The organism is Rhizobium terrae (assembly GCF_003425685.1).
In the GTDB taxonomy this organism is placed as follows: domain Bacteria; phylum Pseudomonadota; class Alphaproteobacteria; order Rhizobiales; family Rhizobiaceae; genus Neorhizobium; species Neorhizobium terrae.
Genome location: NZ_QJKM01000009.1, coordinates 146,475 through 162,890, shown reverse-complemented (window position 1 = coordinate 162,890; position 16,416 = coordinate 146,475). Strand labels below are relative to the sequence as shown.

The window sequence follows — 16,416 nt, the reverse complement described above, 5'->3', positions numbered from 1 at the left end:
GAAGGGGGAGATGTCACCGGCGGTGACAGAGGGGGCAGCAAATTCGACGGAAGAGTATGCGACCTTCCTCTGCCTGCCGGCATCTCCCCTGCAAGGGGAGAAACCGCACGCCGGCGTGCCTCAGTCTTCCTTCCCCACCCGCATCCCCGCAACGATCTCCGCGATACGCGCCTCCCGCTCCCGGGCAAGATCAGGTCCCTCGACCGCGAAATGGTTGAGCAGGATCGGCATCCCTCCCGCCAGCGTAAAAGCACTCACACCGGACATGACCATCTTCCCGTCCTCCAGAACACGCTGCGCGGCATAGATGGCGCGGTCATCGCGGCCAAGAAACGGTGAACCGGCGACCGGCGGATACTCCCAATATCGCGGGGTCAACGGTTCCTTATCCTTCTCCACCTCGTCGAGAAAGTCGTTGAGGTTCGCCGGGACGGGTCTTTTGCCTTCAAGGAAACGCGTCACCGTGAACCCGTATTTCGGCCGTATATTGTGACCGGCCTCGGCTTTCTTCAGCGACTCGCAATCGATATCCAGCGACTTGAGTTCCGATTTCCGTTCCGGCGGCGGGGCCAGCGCCTGCCAGAGCTTTCGATGATAACCGCCGCGCTTGGGATCGATGGCGCAAAACCCCTCCGGGACTTTGAAACCGATCTTCACGTCACCGAAATCGATAATGCGGGTGCGCGGATCGCCATCCTGCAAATCCGCGGCCGGCACCTGTCGCGGCATCTCGGCCGTCTCCGGCTGCGCCCCCGTGGGATCTGGAATGAATGTCGTCTCATATTCCAGCTTGTTGCCCACCCTGTATGGGCTGCATTTCATGATCGCCCTCAGAGCCGATCGGGCAAAAGCCTCGTTCAAAGCCCCCTTCCCCCGGCTCTTGATCACCGGCGTTCCGTCAAGATTGCCGTCGGGCTTGAGCTTGAAAGTGATGACGGCCGGCGTATTGGCGCCGGCCGGCGTGGACCAGCAGGGCTGGATCTGCGCCTCGAAAGGCAGGTCGTCATTGTCCGTCCCGGTGGCCTCCTGCGCCGCCACCTCCTGGACCGGCAGCAGAGAAAGGACCGCACCCAGGATCCATGAAAAACGCCGCATCGAAATCGTCCCCGCAATATGTCTACTCAAACCGGTTGCCAGATGGCCAAAAATATCCATCCTGCAACCTGTCCGATGACATAGCGGCGACGTGCTCCGCTTCAAGCACCGGCTCGGGGTGTCATGAACGCGAATCGTCGCGCCGCGCCTTGCACCGAAGCCAGTCGATTTCTGGAAATAGACACGGAGGCCGGTCTGCCGGCGGCGCTTGAGGAGACATGGTGGAAAATCAGATCGTTCTTCTGTCGGCGGTCGCCGCGACCTTCATCGTCGCCGGCTTCGTCAAGGGCGTCACCGGCATGGGCCTGCCGACGGTCGCCATGGGCGCGCTCGGCGCTCTGATCTCACCGCTGACGGCCGCCGGCCTGCTGATCGTCCCCTCCTTCGTCACCAATGTCTGGCAGTTGCTTGCCGGCCCCCGCACCGGCGCAGTGCTGAAACGCCTCTGGCCGATGATGCTCGCCATCCTGGTCGGCACGATTGCCGGCTCGTCGCTGCTGACCGAGGGCAACACGGCCGTCACCACCGCAGCCCTTGGCGCGGCGCTCGTGGCCTATGCCTGCCATACGCTGTTTGCCCGCCAGCTCCGGGTGCCGGCGCATATGGAACCCTGGCTCTCGCCGACCGTCGGTCTCGTGACCGGCGTCGTCACCGGCGGAACGGGCGTCTTCGTCATTCCGGCCGTGCCTTATCTCCAGGCACTCGGGCTGGAAAAGGACGACCTCATCCAGTCGCTCGGCCTCTCCTTCACCGTCTCGACGATCGCGCTTGCCGCCGGGCTTGCTTTGCGCGGCGCCTATGAGCAGGGAAACCTCTGGCTTTCCGCGCTGGCCCTGGTGCCCGCGCTCATCGGCATGTGGATCGGCCAGCTTGCCCGCAACCGGATCAGCCCTCCGGCCTTCCGGCGCTGGTTCCTGGTGGCGCTTCTGATCCTCGGCACGGAAATGTTGCTCCGCCCGATATTGTAGAGGCCCGCCGCAATGCGGCGAGCCTCCGTGGCGCGTCCGGTTCAGGCCTTGAAGAAAGCCAGGAGATCGGCGTTGACGATATCGGCATGGGTCGTCGCCATGCCGTGCGGCAGGCCTTCATAGACCTTCAGCGTGCCGTTCTTCAGAAGCTTGATCGCCAGATGTGCGGAGTCGGCGATCGGCACGATCTGATCGTCGTCGCCATGCATGACGAGAACCGGCACGTCGATCGCCTTCAGGTCTTCGGTGAAATCGGTTTCGGAAAAGGCCTTGATGCAATCGTAATGGGCCTTGGTGCCGCCCATCATGCCCTGCCGCCACCAGTTCTGGATGACGCCTTCGGAAACCTGGGCGCCTTCGCGGTTGAAGCCATAGAACGGGCCGGCCGGAACGTCGCGGAAGAACTGCGCCCGGTTGGTGGCAAGGGCCGCGCGAAAACCGTCGAACACTTCGATCGGCAGGCCGCCGGGGTTGTTTTCGGTCTTGACCATGATCGGCGGCACGGCGCCCATTAGCACGGCCTTTGCGACGCGGCCGCCACCGCCATGTTGCGCCACATATCGGGCGACTTCGCCGCCGCCGGTCGAATGGCCGACATGAATGGCGTTTTTCAGGTCGAGATGGGCGACGAGTTCGGCGACATCGGCCGCGTAGGTATTCATTTCGTTGCCGGTCTCGGTCTGGCTCGAACGGCCATGGCCGCGCCGGTCATGGGCAATCACGCGAAAACCCTGGTGCAGGAAGAACAGCATCTGGGCGTCCCAATCGTCGGAGGAAAGCGGCCAGCCGTGATGGAAGACGACCGGTTGGGCATCCTTCGGACCCCAGTCCTTGTAGAAGATCTCAGTGCCATCCTTGGTGGTGATGAAATTGCTGCTCATGGTCTTATCCCTTCGAAAATGATCTCTGATGATTGGACGTGACTGCAAGACGGACCGCAGGCGGCGACCCGGCTCGATGTTCCTATGGCCCCTTGATGTCGCCACCGTGACGCATCGGAAGGACTTTCGCGATTTTGATATCTCGATATTAATTATCGCGATAATCATTCGCTAATACATTTTGCGGCACCTGTCCATAAAAATATTTATCGCGATATATTTTTTTGTGATATAAATTTGCCATACCCAAGTCATCGGATCGAGCCATGCGCGAAGCAAAACCCGCCCATACCCCTTACCCGCTGAGCGATCAGCTTTGCTTCTCCCTTTACGAAGCGAATATCGCCATCAACCGCCTCTACAAACCGATGCTCGACGAGATGGGCATAACCTATCCTCAATATCTCGTGCTGAGCGCCTTGGCAGAGCAGGACGGCATGACGGTCGGAGCCATCGCCGAGAGGCTTTCGCTGGAATCGAGCACCATCACCCCTCCGGTGAAGCGGCTTGAACAGGCCGGCCTCCTGGAGCGGCACCGCAGCAAGGAAGACGAACGCCAGGTTCATGTCCACCTGACCGATGCAGGCCGCGCGCTGGTCGTGCAAAGCAGGTGCCTCGGCGATACGCTAATACAGCGTTCCGGCATGAAGCCGGACGCGTTCCAGGCCTTCAACCGTCAGGTCCAGGCGTTTCTCGGCACGCTGAGACATACTGCATAAGCTCTGCCTGATATGCGTACGGCCGTGTCTTCCGCGCCGATTTCCAGCCAGATTTTCGTGAAATCGATAAAAACTGCGGCCGGTTTGATATCATCTTGCGGAATCCCGGCCAAATTTTTACAGATTGTGCCGCCGCACGCCGAAAGCCAAACATGGCTCGGCACGGCATCGACCGCACCGCCTTCCGTCATTTGGCGCGATGCTTGAAAAGCATCGGAGACGGCAGGCGCGAGCTGCGGCGTTGACCGCGGGCCTCTCACGGCCCCACCCAAGGAGACCAAGATGAACCTCAAGATGCTTCTGGGGGCAACCGCCCTCGCTTCCCTTTTGTCGGCGCAGCTCGCCCATGCCGAGATCGTCATCGGCCTCATCGCGCCGCTGACCGGTCCGGTCGCCGCCTATGGCGACCAGGTCAGGAACGGCGCCGAAACCGCCATTGCGGAGATCAACAAGAAGGGCGGCATTCTCGGCGAGAAGGTCGTCCTGAAGGCCGCCGACGATGCCGCCGAGCCCAAGCAGGGCGTTTCCGCCGCCAACCAGATCGTCGGTCAGGGCATTCGCTTCGTCGTCGGCCCGGTCACCTCCGGTGTTGCGATGCCTGCTTCCGACGTGCTTGCCGAAAACGGCGTGCTGATGGTCACGCCGACGGCGACCACGCCGGCGCTCACCACCCGCGGCCTCACAAACGTGCTGCGCACCTGCGGCCGCGACGACCAGCAGGCCGTGGTCGCCGCCGATTACGTCCTGAAGAGCCTCAAGGACAAGAAGGTCGCCATCATCAACGACAAGGGCGCCTATGGCAAAGGCCTCGCCGATGCCTTCAAGGCCGCGCTCAATGCCGGCGGCGTCAAGGAAGTCGTCAACGACGCGGTGACCGCAGGCGACAAGGACTTCAGCGCGCTCACCACCCGCCTGAAGTCCGCCGGTGTCGAAGTCATCTATTTCGGCGGCTATCATCCGGAAGGCGGCCTGCTCGCCCGCCAGCTCGCCGATCTCGGCGTCAAGGCGACGATCATCGGCGGCGACGGCCTGTCGAACAGCGAATTCTGGAATATCGGCACCACGGCGGCAGCCGGCACGCTCTTCACCAATGCGTCCGACGCGACCAAGAACCCGGATTCCAAGGCGGCGGCCGAAGCTCTCGCCGCCCGCAACATCCCGGCCGAAGCCTTCACGCTGAATGCCTATGCCGCCGTCGAGGTCATCAAGGCCGGCATCGAAAAGGCAAAGAGCGCCGAGGACGCGGAAGCCGTCGCCAAGGCGCTGAAGACAGGCGAGCCGGTCGCCACCGCCATCGGCAAGCTCACCTATGGCGAAACGGGCGACCTGACGTCGCAGAGCTTCTCGCTCTTCAAGTGGCAGGACGGCAAGATCGTCGCCGCCGAGTGACAACAGGGTCTCGGACGTGATCGGGACGGGTGCCGGACGATCGTTTTCGGCGCCCATTATCCCCTAACTTCAAGGGATTACTTGATGCTGTCGAGCATCGTCTTGATCGAATTGGTCGTGGCTGAGCCGCGTCGGAACAGCCACAGCGACATGCCCACGAAAAAGATCAGGAACACCACCAGAGCCGTCATGACATGCGGGAAGAGCGCATCGCCGGACGCGGTCGAAGCCATGAGTATCCCGTCGCAAAGCACGAAGATCACGAAAATCAACACGGCGATGTTGATCCGATAGCTGTCGCCGTTCGAAAGCTTGCGAAACTCGATGCGGCATTCGACGATCGCCTTCTGCTGGCTCTCGTTGGCGTGCCGCTTGTTGAGCTCCACCTTCTGCTCCAGCGCCACGAGATCGCGCAGCCACTGGCTCAACTGAATGTTGAAGAACGTGCCGACCAGGCCGGCGAGACTGAGCATCAATCCGATGAGATTCATTTTCCGCTCCCTTGTTTCAGAAAGTCCAGCAGCACTTTCAGCGTTGCAGCAGGAACCCCGTACCAACGCGTCATGCCGAGCGACTGCCTGGACTTCGGCGGCCGCGGCCGCTTGTCCGGCGTCACCGACGCACAGTAGCGATCGAACTGCACCCGCAATTCGTCTGCGGCGCCGGCCGAGAGGCTGATATCGATCTCCTCGATGTCGGGCGCCTCCTGCGCTGCGGCGCGTTTTGCTTCGAGAACCGCCACCAATTCCCGGCGGGCGGCATCCCGCCACCACGCGGCCCGCCGCGTCCGCAACAGCCGTGCGATATAATTGGCCCGCGGGAGGGCAAGGCCGAAGCGTTCGTAGATGACCGTGCCGTCCGGCTGCTCGTCCGGGAAAATCTCCTCGTAGAAACGGGAGATCCAGTATTCGGTCTGCTGCGGCTGTCTTTCAAAACGCCGCTCGCCGGTCAGCCATTCGAGAAACAGTTCGGCAGCCAGATCCCGCAGCTTCTTTTCGAGATCCTGCCTCGCCTGCGCCGAGGCATCGACGGAAAGCGAAGCAAGCGCTTTCCCTAGCAACTCGTCGAGATGATCGTCAGCCATTCCGTCTCCTCTGCCGTTTAGAGAAATGGCACCCGCCGAAGGCTATCGAACGATTTCTGCTTCACTTGTGACGTGTATTTGACAATCCCCCGAACGCAACCTTAGCACGAAAATCCCATCCTGCCATAGTATCCTTGCGCACCTTGGCTAGAATGCGCCAGATGGAATCGGAGACAGCCATGACCACCCGCCTCGAAAGCTTGATCGACCAGGGCACCGGCCGCGAGCCGGCCGATATCGTGCTGAAGGGCGGCAGGTTCTTCGACCTCGTGACGGGGGAGCTCGTGGCCTCCGACATCGCCATCTGCGGCGATCGCATCGTCGGCACCTGCGGCAGCTATTCCGGCAGGACCGAGTTCGACATTTCCGGAAGGATTGTCGTACCGGGCTTCATCGACACGCATCTGCATATCGAAAGCTCATTGGTGACGCCGCATGAATTCGACCGCTGCGTGCTGCCCTATGGCGTCACCACGGCGATCTGCGACCCGCACGAGATCGCCAATGTCATCGGCGCTGAAGGCATCGAATTCTTCCTGGCTTCCGCGCTGGAAACCGTCATGGACATCCGCGTCCAGCTCTCCTCCTGCGTGCCGGCCACACATCTGGAGACGGCGGGCGCCGATCTGCCCATCGAGAAGCTCCTGCCTTTCCGCCATCATCCCAAGGTCATCGGGCTTGCGGAATTCATGAATTTCCCGGGCGTCATCCACAAGGACCCGATCTGCCTCGCCAAGCTCGACGCCTTCTACGGCGATCATATCGACGGCCATGCGCCGCTTTTGAGAGGCAACGACCTGAACGGCTATCTCGCCGCCGGCATCCGAACCGAGCACGAATGCACCACCGCCGATGAAGCGCTCGAAAAAATCCGCAAGGGCATGCACATCCTGGTGCGCGAGGGTTCCGTCTCGAAGGACCTCCATGCCCTGATGCCGATCATCACCGAGCGCCTGTCCCCCTATCTCGCGCTCTGCACCGACGACCGCAACCCGCTCGACATCGCCGAACAGGGCCATCTCGACTACATGATCCGCACTGCGATCGGACACGGCGTCGAGCCGCTGGCCGTCTACCGCGCCGCCTCGATCTCAGCCGCCAAAGCCTTCGGCCTGCGCGACCGCGGCCTCGTCGCCCCCGGCTGGCGCGCCGATCTCGTCGTCATCGACAGCCTCGAGAACTGCAAGGCCGAGATCGTTTTCTCCGCCGGCCGCAAGGTCACCGCCGAGCTTTTCGCCACCCGCAAACCCGTCGCCCCCGTCGGCCTCGACAGCGTCAAGGCGCGGCCCGTGCAGGCGATGCATTTCGGCGTGCCGGTCACGGAAGGAGAAACGCCGGTGATCGGCGTGATGCCCGGAAAGATCATCACAGAACACCGCCGTTACCACCTGCCGACCTCCGGCAACCAGACCGGCCTCGATCTTGCCCGCGACATCATCAAGGTCGCGGTCATCGAGCGGCACGGCAAGAACGGCAACCATGCCAATGGTTTCGTCCAGGGTTTCGGCTTGAAGAAAGGTGCCATCGCCTCGACCGTCGGCCATGACAGCCACAATATCTGTGTCGTCGGCGTCAGCGAGGACGACATGGCAATGGCCGCCAACCGCTTGGGCGAAATCCACGGCGGCTTCGTGGTCGTGGAAGACGGCAAGGTCACCGGCGAAATCGCCCTGCCCGTCGCCGGCCTGATGAGCCTCGAACCCTATGAAACGGTCCGCGACACGCTGCATCACCTGAGGAAAGCCGCTTATGCGCTTGGAACGACGCTCGAAGAACCGTTCCTACAGGTCGCCTTCCTGCCGCTCCCCGTCATCCCGCACCTGAAGATATCGGACAAGGGCATGGTGGATGTCGACAGGTTCACGCTGATTTGAGAGGGCTTTGCGATCCCGCTCAGCGATACCCCTTCATCCATCCTTCAGGAAGCTCGTCGCCCTCCATGGGCGGATTGTCGGGAACTTCGTCCAATATCTTTATAAGATCGTCACCGGTCGCACCACTGGCGCGCTTTTTCAAAAACTCGGCGGCAGTTTCGACAACGCCAATCTTCTGCGCAACGGCCGAAGCAATCCATTGATTGAGTGACACGCCGTCTTCCTTGGCAAGACGTGCCGCCGCCGCTTTGATGGAAGCAGGGAGCTTCAGAGGATAGGTGTTCTTGCTCATGGTTTTAGTTGCTCCAAAAATTCGCTCGGCCGCAATAACCGAATTCCAAAACGTCCAGCAGCATGCTGAAAGTCGCGAACATTATAGGTTACCAAGGCATCCGCCCGCCCATTAATTGCTGCCTCCATGACCAGTTCATCCTTGGGATCCGAAAGCTGCGGCCTCCATTGATAATGTAGATCGATAGGCTCGGACAACGCCGCAAACTCCCGTATCGCGTCATCGATCCGCGACAACGGCAGACCATGAGCTGCGATCTGCTCCGGTCGCTTGAGGACAGCTTCATATTCAAGCAGCAACGCAGTCGTTACCAGAAGCTTGATCTGCCGCGCGGCTACCTTTTGTAAAATAATAAAAGAGGCGCCGTTTCGGCTTCGAAACGCCGCCGCAAGAACATTCGTATCGAGCACTACGCGCTTCATGGAAGGGCACAATAATATACCCCATGGGATGTTTCAACGCATGGGCGCGATCCTCAAATTCACCGCCGCCGCAGCACCATCCCGCCGTGATAAAGCACGCCGCCGCGGAAATCGCCGTCGGCGGTGAAGCCGGTGTCGTCCTTGTAGTCGATATGGTCGCCGTTCACCCAATATTGCCCCTCATAGGCCTTTTCCCGGGTGCCGCGGGCTTCCACGTAACGGCCGTTCGGCAGGAGTTCGTGACGGACGTGATTGTCTTCCGTCACCCACATTCCGACATAGGGGTGGTTGCTCATCGTCTTCTCCTGGTCTTTTATATCGTGTGCGAACGCCGTGAAGCACGCGATGAAGGTGAAGGACATCGCGAAGGCAGCCACGGCAATAGAATTTTGAAGGAAGCGCTCAGCCATTCAGGTAGTCCCTTCTGAGGACCCGCTCGCGACGGCTGCGGCCGGCACCGCCCGAATGTCTGAAGAAGGAGCCGGCCGGGCCGGCAGCCCTGTGGTCACCCGAAGGGGCAATCCAATGGGCGATCCACCGAAAGGGGCTTTCGAGCAAATACTGGAAGCTTGCCATCACCATCTCCTTTTTCCGTCCGGCTTTGATCGATCGGACGAGGCGGAATATGGGTGAACCCGGCCTCCCGGCGGTAGACCAGTCCTCCGGCATGATTGCACAATCCTCCGAAGCTTGTTTGAATTGGCCATATCGCATCCCATATCAGCCACGCGAAGAAAGGCGATATGATCCAGTCAGCCCGGTTTTCGCCTATTTTTACGATCCGGAAGAGGCCAAGGATGGAAAAGCTCGTTCAACTCGCGCGGCTGATTGCACAAAACACCGATGGCGACGGTGTGTTCGAGACCGCCATTCCGCGCCTGTCGGTGATCCGCATGTCGAACCCGACAGAGCCGCTGCACGCCCTCCACCAGCCGGCCATCTGCATTATCGCCCAGGGCGCCAAGCAGGTCATGCTCGCCGACGAGATCTTTCGCTACAGCCCCGGCCAGTACCTCGTGGTTTCGGTCGACATACCGATTACCGGCCAGGTGATCGAGGCAAGCGAGGAAAAGCCCTATCTCTGCATCAGGCTCGATCTCGACCTGAAACTCTTGAGCGAAATGTTGGTGCAGATGCCGGATACCTTCGGCCAGCCGACCATGCGCCGCAAGTGCATCGGCCTCAGCCACGCGACGCCGGAATTCCTCGATGCCGCGCTGCGCTTCACCCAGCTTCTCGACCGGCCCGACGAGATCGCCTATCTCGCCCCGCTCATCGAGCGCGAACTGATGTTCCGCCTGCTGCGCGGCGAACAGGCGGAAATGATCCGTCAGATCCTCGCGCCCGAAAACCGGCTGCAGCAGGTCAACCGGGCGATCGCCTGGATCCGCCAGAACTTCTCTGCTCCCTTCTCGATCGAGCAGGTCGCCGTCGAAGCGCGCATGAGCCCGTCGTCGCTGCATCAGCATTTTCGCGAAGTGACGGCCATGAGCCCGCTGCAATACCAGAAGCAGCTTCGCCTGCAGGAAGCTCGCCGGTTGATCCTCGCCAACGCCGTGGACGCCGCCACCGCCGCCCATCAGGTCGGCTATGACAGCCCCTCGCAGTTCAGCCGCGAATACCGCCGCCTGTTCGGTGCCCCGCCCATCCAGGACATCACACGGCTCAGAACCGAACCGGCCCGTTACGCCGAGGCCTGAACCGGCCCGGCGCCCTTCCTGAAAAACATTCAACCGATCGGTTGACAATAAAACCGCAGAAGCGCATATTCAACCACATGGTTGAATTACACGCACAACAGATCGACACTGTCTTCCACGCTCTGAGCGACGCCACACGCCGCCGCATGCTTCGCGAACTCGCGGATGGCGAGCGCACCGTGAGCCAGCTGGCGGAGCCGCACGACATGTCGCTCGCCGCCGCCTCGAAACACATCAAGGTCTTGGAAGGCGCCGGCTTGATCCGCCGCGAGATCCACGGCCGCACCCATCTCTGCCGCCTCGAGCCGACGCCGCTCGCGACCGCTCACCAGTGGCTCGCCTTTTACGAACGCTTCTGGACCAACCGGCTCGACATCCTGGAACGCCTGCTGCGCGAGGATGCACGGAAAGATGCCGAGGCAAAAAGCCGGAAATCCCCTGCCCCCCATGAACCCGAAGTCAAACCTGAACCGAAAACGGGAGAAGACCAATGAACGACATGACATCCTTGATCAAATACGGCGTCGTGAGCGAACCCTTTGCGCTCACGATTCAGCGCCGCCTGCCCGGCCCGATCGAACGGGTCTGGTCCTATCTGGCCGACAGCGACCTGCGCCGCCAGTGGCTCGCCTCCGGTATCATCCCCGCCGAACCGGGCAAGGCCTTCGAACTCACCTGGCGCAATGACGAACTGAGTTCCTCCTCCGAAGGCAAGCCGGAAGGCTTTCCCGCCGAACATACGATGCAGAGCGAGGTGATTGCCTTCGAGGCGCCGCATCGCCTCGTCTTTTCTTGGCCGCCGCGCGGCGAAGTCTCCTTCGAGCTTCAGCAGGCAGGCTCGGAAATCCTGCTGACTGTCACCCACAGGCGCATCTCCGACCGCAAGAACATGGTCATGGTCGGTGCCGGCTGGCATGCGCATCTCGATATCCTTGTCGCCCGCCTCAACGAACGCAAGCCGGCGTCCTTCTGGCAGGATTGGAAACGGTTGAAGGAAGAATACGACCGGCTCATTCCCGCCGAATGAGCGGTCGTCGCCTCCGCCCCTGATTGCCGGGCGGAGGCTCCTTTACCGATCACCGTCCAAGACGGATCATCATCATGGAGAAACACTCATGAGCAGGCCTTTTACCGGCGGCTGCGCCTGCGGCGCTGTCCGTTATGAAGTTTCGGGCGAACCGATCGCGATGCTGGACTGCCAATGCCGCCAGTGCCAGCGCGAAAGCGGCACCGGCCACGCCTCCCTCACCTTCGCACATGCGGCGGTGAGCCTCGAAGGCCAGCCGACCCATTGGGAAGCGACCGGCGACGGCGGCACGGTCAAGCGCCGCGCCTTCTGCCCCACCTGCGGCTCGCCGGTCTATATGACCTTTCCCGCCGCGCCCGACTTTTTCGTCATCCGCGCCGCAAGCCTCGACGAGCCGGAACGATACCGTCCGCACATGGTCACTTGGACGGACGCTGCCCAGCCCTGGGATCACGTCGATCCGGCCGCGACGAAATTCGCCCGCATGCCGCCGGCCGGCTGAGCGCCCGCCGCGCGTCCAGGTCAAACCCGGGCGCAGAAAACGTCCAGCGCGTCGAGCTTGACGATGCCTTTCTCCAGTCTCGACACGAACCCCGGCAGATTGACCGGCAGGACGTCACCGAGACGCTTCGGCAAGGTGAAATCCTGCGCTCCACGCGTCAGGTTGAAGACGAAAAGCAGCTTTTCGCCGCCCTTTTCCCGCACGAAGGCCAGCAGGTCCTGGTTGGTGTCGAGGAAGGTCATGTCGCCGTCGATCAGCGGCGGATGCGCCTTGCGGAAGCCGAGCGTCGCCCGGTAGTGATGCAGCACCGAATCCGCCAGAGCCTCCTGTGCATCGACGGCGCGGTTTGCATGATTGCCCGGCACCGGCAGCCAGGTCTTGGAGCCGGTCGTGAAGCCCGCATGCGGCTCGCCGGCCTCCCACGCCATCGGCGTGCGGCATCCGTCGCGGCCCTTGAAGGCAGGCCAGAAGCGGATGCCGTAGGGGTCGCACAGATCCTCGAAGGCGAGCTCCGCCTCCGTCAGCCCCAGTTCCTCGCCCTGATAGAGGCAGATCGACCCGCGCAGCACCGAAAGCAGCGTGATCGACAGTTTGGCGACGTGGTCTTGCTCTTCCGGCGTTTCGATGAAGCGCGTCACATGCCGGACGACATCGTGGTTGGAAAACGCCCAGCAGACCCAGCCGTTGGAAACCGTGTCCGCCACCGTCGTCATCACCTTGCGGATATAGGCCGCATCGAAGGCAGGCCCCAGGAAATCGAAGGTGTAGCACATGTGCAGCTTGTCGTTGCCGGTGGTGTAGAGCGCCAGCGTCGACAAGGAACGCGGCCCGTCGCCCACTTCGCCCACCGTCGCCCGACCCTCGTAGCTGTCGAGCAATGCTCTCAGCCGCTTCAGGAAGCCGATGTTTTCCGGCTGGGTCTTGTCGTAAAGGTGGTTCTGCATGGAATAGGGATTGGTATCCGTCTCCATGCCGGCGCCTTCGGTATCGTAGACCATCGGCGGATTGTTGCGGAGCTGCTTGTCGTGGAAATAGTAGTTCACCGTATCGAGCCGGAATCCGTCTACACCGCGCTCCAGCCAGAAGCGCACCGTATCGAGCATCGCCTCCTGAACCTCCAGATTGTGGAAGTTGAGGTCCGGCTGGGCGATCAGGAAGTTGTGCATGTAATATTGCTTGCGCACACCGTCCCATTCCCAGCCCGGCCCGCCGAAGATCGACAGCCAGTTGGTCGGGGCCGTGCCGTCCGGTTTGGGATCGGCCCAGACATACCAGTCGGCCTTGGGGTTGGTGCGGCTGGACCGGCTTTCGACGAACCACGGATGCCGGTCGGAGGTGTGCGAGATCACCTGGTCGATGATCACCTTGAGGCCGAGGCGATGCGCCTCGGCCATCATCTCGTCGAAATCGCCGAGCGTGCCGAACATCGGATCGACATTGCAGTAGTCCGAGACGTCATAGCCCATGTCGGCCATCGGCGAGGTGAAGAACGGCGACAGCCAGATGGCGTCGACGCCGAGCGAGGCGACATGCGGCAGGCGTTGAGTAATGCCCTTGATATCGCCGATGCCGTCGCCGCTCGTATCCTGGAAGGAGCGCGGGTAGATCTGGTAGATCACCGCGCCGCGCCACCAGTCCGCATCGACCGTCTTCGCCGCTTCCGTCGCCATCTTTCGACTCTCCCTTGATGCCTTGTTCCAGCCCGAACCTAGAGCCACGGCCGCAAAAGACAACGTGAAAACAAAGCGCGCTTGCCATGCATGCCGCTTCATTTTATGCGACGATCTGTCAAGACGGCGACGGTGGCGGTGCAAGCCTGCAAAACCCTCCACCGTCATCCCTGGGCCTGTCAGGGGGATCCAGCAGCACCCGCGTCTGCGGCGCGGAAAGGTCCTTTCGCGCAAAGGGCTGCGCGTGGCTGGATTCCTCTGACAGGCACAGGAATGACGGAGGGAGAAGGAGTATGTCCAGGCCCGCACGCGATCCTGTTCGTCGTAGATATCTGGAGGGAACGACAATTGGGCGGAAAACTTCTTTCGATCGGCGAATGCATGGTGGAACTGTCGCAGGCGGGTGAAGGCCTGCTGCGCAAGGGGTTTGCCGGCGACACGTTCAACACCGCCTGGTATGCCCGCGCCTGCCTGCCGGCGGAATGGTCGGTGGACTATTTCACCGCCGTCGGCGACGACCCCCTCTCGTCCGAAATGCTGGCGATGATGAAGGAGGCCGGCATCGGCACCGGTCATATCCGCCGCATCGAAGGCAAGACGCCCGGCCTCTACCTGATCACGCTGAAGAACGGCGAACGCACCTTCAGCTACTGGCGCGACACCGCCGCCGCCAAGCAGCTCGCCGACAACGCCGACCATCTGCGCACCGCGATCGAATCCGCCGACATCGTCTATTTCTCCGGCATCACGCTGGGCATCCTGGCGCCGGAAGCCGTCGAAACCCTGCTCTCCGAATTGCGTCGCGCCAAGGCCGCCGGCAAGCAGGTCGCATTCGACCCGAACATCCGTCCCCGCCTCTGGCCGGCCGGTCCAGCCGGCAGGGACTATATGCTGAGAACGATCGAGGCCGGCGCCCGCGCCGCCAACCTCGTCCTGCCGAGCTTCGACGACGAGGCGACCCATTTCGGCGACAGGACGGTCGCCGACACGATCGCCCGCTATCATGCGCTCGGGGTCGAAAACGTCGTCGTCAAGAACGGCGCGGAAGGCGCGACATTGAGCTTCGGCGGCTCACCCGTCTCCCACGCTCCGGCCGTGATGGCCGCGCAGGTGATCGACACCACCAGTGCCGGCGACAGCTTCAACGGGGCTTTCCTTTCCCGCCTCGTGCGCGGCGCCTCGCCCGCCGAAGCCGCCGCCTACGCCGCCTTCGTCGCCTCCGTCGTCATCGGCCACCACGGCGCGCTGATCAGCCCGGCACTCTTGCCGGGATAAGGCGTGGAGGGCGCAGCTCAACCGGCCGTTCGCGGGGCAAGAAATCCCCATCATCTTCCTGTTACAATCTTTTCCGATAGAGAGCTGAAAACGTGTACGCCGGCGCGAGTCGCAGGCGGAGCGGCAACGGGGTCGGGCCTTTCGCATGACCAGAATTACCATCGTCACGGATGCCTGGTATCCTCAGGTGAACGGCGTCGTCCGCTCCATCGAAAACACCAATCGTGAACTCGCCCGCATGGGCGTCGAGGTGGTGATGGTGACGCCGCAGGATTTCGCCAACGTCCCCTGCCCGACCTATCCGGAAATCCGCCTGTCGATCGCCAGTTCCTGGAAGGTCGCCGCCGCGATCGAGGCCTCGCAGCCGACCGCCGTGCATATCGCCACCGAAGGGCCGCTCGGCCTGCTCGCACGCCGCTGGTGCCTGAAGAACCGCGTTCCCTTCTCGACGAGCTACCACACCCGCTTTCCGGAATATGTGGCGGCCCGTTTCCCGATCCCGGTCCGCTGGCTGCATGCCTTCGTGCGCTGGTTCCACAATGCCGGCAACGGCTGCATGGTGGCGACTGCCAGCCTCGAGCGCGAACTGTCGAAACTCGGCCTGAAGAACCTGCTGCGCTGGAGCCGCGGCATCGACCAGACGGTTTTTCACCCGATGGAGCTAGACGAACGCCCGTTCGACCTGCCGCGCCCGGTCTTCATGACGGTCGGTCGTGTCGCGGTGGAAAAGAACCTTCCGGCCTTCCTCGATCTCGATCTTCCGGGCTCGAAAGTGGTCGTCGGCGACGGCCCGGCCCGCGCCGAACTTGAGAAGCGCTATCCGAACGTGCTCTTCACCGGCATGAAGACCGGCGAGGATCTCGCCCGCGCCTATGCCCAGGCCGACGTCTTCGTTTTCCCCTCGAAGACCGATACGTTCGGCAACACCATCCTCGAAGCGCTGGCGAGCGGCGTGCCGGTCGCAGCCTATCCGGTCACCGGTCCGGTCGATATCATCGAGGAAGGTTCGGGGGCCGGAGCTCTCAACGAGGACCTGCGCGAAGCCTGCCTTGCGGCACTCCACTGCTCCCGCGACAACGCGCGAAAGCTCGCCCGCAACTTCACCTGGGAAGCGGCGTCGAAACAGTTCCTCAACAACGTGATGATCGCGCAAGGCCGCCGCCCGATGCTTCCGGGCCCGACCAAGGGCATCCGGCCTTCGACGGTCTGAGGCCCTCGCCTGCCGGCCTTCAGCCGAGTTTGCTGTCGCGCCAGACGAAGAATGCGATGCTGGCGACGCCAAGACAGACGGATGCCACAAGACCGGCGATGATCATGAAATTCTCCTCCCGATGATCGCGCTGCCCTCCAGCGTCGCGAACCGTGTGGGAAAAGATCATGTATACAGCGGGATGGCAAGCGGATTGCGAGCCTGGCGCCGAAGGTTATCCCTTACCAACAAAAATCTGGCATCCAACTAAAATTAAGGTGCTGATTTTGTAACCTCTCCCACAAGGGGAGAGGGAGAGCATTGAGGAT

The 16,416-nt window shown here is 62.0% G+C and carries 20 protein-coding genes; 10 read left to right on the top strand and 10 right to left on the bottom strand.

Going from position 1 to position 16,416, the window contains the following annotated elements:
* Window positions 1-120 precede the first annotated feature (120 nt).
* Window positions 121-1,095 (bottom strand): energy transducer TonB, encoded by a 975-nt coding sequence (locus DMO26_RS18285; protein ID WP_117193588.1) that lies wholly within the window; start codon window positions 1,093-1,095, stop codon window positions 121-123.
* A 218-nt stretch (window positions 1,096-1,313) separates the two neighbouring features.
* Here DMO26_RS18285 and DMO26_RS18280 point away from each other — a divergent pair, with 218 nt between their 5' ends.
* Complete coding sequence (locus tag DMO26_RS18280; RefSeq protein WP_117193586.1) at window positions 1,314-2,063, top strand: sulfite exporter TauE/SafE family protein; 750 nt, start codon at window positions 1,314-1,316, stop codon at window positions 2,061-2,063.
* 41 nt (window positions 2,064-2,104) lie between these two features.
* Here DMO26_RS18280 and DMO26_RS18275 read toward each other — a convergent pair whose 3' ends face one another.
* Window positions 2,105-2,944: an alpha/beta fold hydrolase gene (locus DMO26_RS18275; protein ID WP_117193585.1), complete on the bottom strand. Its 840-nt coding sequence runs from the start codon at window positions 2,942-2,944 to the stop codon at window positions 2,105-2,107.
* Between the two features lie 266 nt (window positions 2,945-3,210).
* Between DMO26_RS18275 and DMO26_RS18270 the strand changes: the two genes are divergently transcribed.
* Entirely contained in the window at window positions 3,211-3,663 is a 453-nt protein-coding gene (locus DMO26_RS18270) for a MarR family winged helix-turn-helix transcriptional regulator (RefSeq protein ID WP_117193583.1), read from the top strand.
* 282 nt (window positions 3,664-3,945) lie between these two features.
* Window positions 3,946-5,052 (top strand): branched-chain amino acid ABC transporter substrate-binding protein, encoded by a 1,107-nt coding sequence (locus DMO26_RS18265; RefSeq protein ID WP_117193582.1) that lies wholly within the window; start codon window positions 3,946-3,948, stop codon window positions 5,050-5,052.
* A gap of 77 nt (window positions 5,053-5,129) precedes the next feature.
* Here the strand turns inward: DMO26_RS18265 and DMO26_RS18260 are convergent, their stop codons facing one another.
* Both DMO26_RS18260 and DMO26_RS18255 read right to left on the bottom strand, forming a co-directional pair.
* Window positions 5,130-5,543: a hypothetical protein gene (locus tag DMO26_RS18260; RefSeq protein ID WP_117193580.1), complete on the bottom strand. Its 414-nt coding sequence runs from the start codon at window positions 5,541-5,543 to the stop codon at window positions 5,130-5,132.
* The gene (locus DMO26_RS18255; RefSeq protein WP_117193579.1) at window positions 5,540-6,136 is read right to left on the bottom strand and encodes a hypothetical protein; all 597 of its coding nucleotides are present in this window, start codon (window positions 6,134-6,136) and stop codon (window positions 5,540-5,542) included. Before DMO26_RS18255 ends, DMO26_RS18260 begins: the two co-directional genes overlap by 4 nt.
* Window positions 6,137-6,315: 179 nt before the next feature.
* Here DMO26_RS18255 and ade point away from each other — a divergent pair, with 179 nt between their 5' ends.
* Window positions 6,316-8,010, top strand: a complete 1,695-nt coding sequence (gene ade, locus DMO26_RS18250; protein WP_162894964.1) for an adenine deaminase — start codon at window positions 6,316-6,318, stop codon at window positions 8,008-8,010.
* A 19-nt stretch (window positions 8,011-8,029) separates the two neighbouring features.
* On the opposite strand, the gene DMO26_RS18245 is transcribed toward ade, so the two are convergent.
* The 4 genes from DMO26_RS18245 to DMO26_RS18230 form a co-directional block, all read right to left on the bottom strand.
* The gene (locus tag DMO26_RS18245) at window positions 8,030-8,302 is read right to left on the bottom strand and encodes a toxin-antitoxin system HicB family antitoxin (protein WP_117193578.1); all 273 of its coding nucleotides are present in this window, start codon (window positions 8,300-8,302) and stop codon (window positions 8,030-8,032) included.
* The gene (locus DMO26_RS18240; RefSeq protein ID WP_264319364.1) at window positions 8,299-8,712 is read right to left on the bottom strand and encodes a putative toxin-antitoxin system toxin component, PIN family; all 414 of its coding nucleotides are present in this window, start codon (window positions 8,710-8,712) and stop codon (window positions 8,299-8,301) included. Before DMO26_RS18240 ends, DMO26_RS18245 begins: the two co-directional genes overlap by 4 nt.
* A gap of 71 nt (window positions 8,713-8,783) precedes the next feature.
* A complete protein-coding gene (locus DMO26_RS18235) occupies window positions 8,784-9,134 on the bottom strand; it encodes an Atu4866 domain-containing protein (RefSeq protein ID WP_162894963.1) in 351 nt (116 codons plus the stop codon).
* On the bottom strand, window positions 9,127-9,300 hold the full coding sequence (locus tag DMO26_RS18230; protein WP_162894962.1) for a hypothetical protein: 174 nt from the start codon (window positions 9,298-9,300) through the stop codon (window positions 9,127-9,129). Before DMO26_RS18230 ends, DMO26_RS18235 begins: the two co-directional genes overlap by 8 nt.
* Window positions 9,301-9,521: 221 nt before the next feature.
* Between DMO26_RS18230 and DMO26_RS18225 the strand changes: the two genes are divergently transcribed.
* The 4 genes from DMO26_RS18225 to DMO26_RS18210 all read left to right on the top strand — a co-directional run bounded on the left by DMO26_RS18225 (window position 9,522) and on the right by DMO26_RS18210 (window position 11,953).
* Window positions 9,522-10,424, top strand: a complete 903-nt coding sequence (locus DMO26_RS18225) for an AraC family transcriptional regulator (RefSeq protein ID WP_117193574.1) — start codon at window positions 9,522-9,524, stop codon at window positions 10,422-10,424.
* Window positions 10,425-10,501: 77 nt separating this feature from the next.
* The gene (locus DMO26_RS18220; protein WP_117193573.1) at window positions 10,502-10,918 is read left to right on the top strand and encodes an ArsR/SmtB family transcription factor; all 417 of its coding nucleotides are present in this window, start codon (window positions 10,502-10,504) and stop codon (window positions 10,916-10,918) included.
* Window positions 10,915-11,451, top strand: coding sequence for an SRPBCC family protein (locus tag DMO26_RS18215; protein ID WP_117193572.1), 537 nt, complete (start codon window positions 10,915-10,917; stop codon window positions 11,449-11,451). The genes DMO26_RS18220 and DMO26_RS18215 overlap by 4 nt, the downstream gene beginning before the upstream one ends.
* Window positions 11,452-11,539: 88 nt before the next feature.
* Window positions 11,540-11,953 (top strand): GFA family protein, encoded by a 414-nt coding sequence (locus tag DMO26_RS18210; RefSeq protein WP_117193571.1) that lies wholly within the window; start codon window positions 11,540-11,542, stop codon window positions 11,951-11,953.
* Between the two features lie 20 nt (window positions 11,954-11,973).
* Here DMO26_RS18210 and bglA read toward each other — a convergent pair whose 3' ends face one another.
* Entirely contained in the window at window positions 11,974-13,623 is a 1,650-nt protein-coding gene (gene bglA / locus DMO26_RS18205) for a beta-galactosidase BglA (protein WP_117193570.1), read from the bottom strand.
* Window positions 13,624-13,971: 348 nt separating this feature from the next.
* Here bglA and DMO26_RS18200 point away from each other — a divergent pair, with 348 nt between their 5' ends.
* Both DMO26_RS18200 and DMO26_RS18195 read left to right on the top strand, forming a co-directional pair.
* A complete protein-coding gene (locus DMO26_RS18200; protein WP_162894961.1) occupies window positions 13,972-14,898 on the top strand; it encodes a sugar kinase in 927 nt (308 codons plus the stop codon).
* Window positions 14,899-15,043: 145 nt separating this feature from the next.
* Window positions 15,044-16,108: a glycosyltransferase family 4 protein gene (locus tag DMO26_RS18195; protein WP_117193568.1), complete on the top strand. Its 1,065-nt coding sequence runs from the start codon at window positions 15,044-15,046 to the stop codon at window positions 16,106-16,108.
* A 19-nt stretch (window positions 16,109-16,127) separates the two neighbouring features.
* Here DMO26_RS18195 and DMO26_RS33750 read toward each other — a convergent pair whose 3' ends face one another.
* Window positions 16,128-16,277 carry a hypothetical protein gene (locus DMO26_RS33750; protein ID WP_162894960.1) on the bottom strand — a complete coding sequence of 50 codons (150 nt, stop codon included), beginning with the start codon at window positions 16,275-16,277 and terminating at the stop codon, window positions 16,128-16,130.
* Window positions 16,278-16,416: the final 139 nt, after the last annotated feature.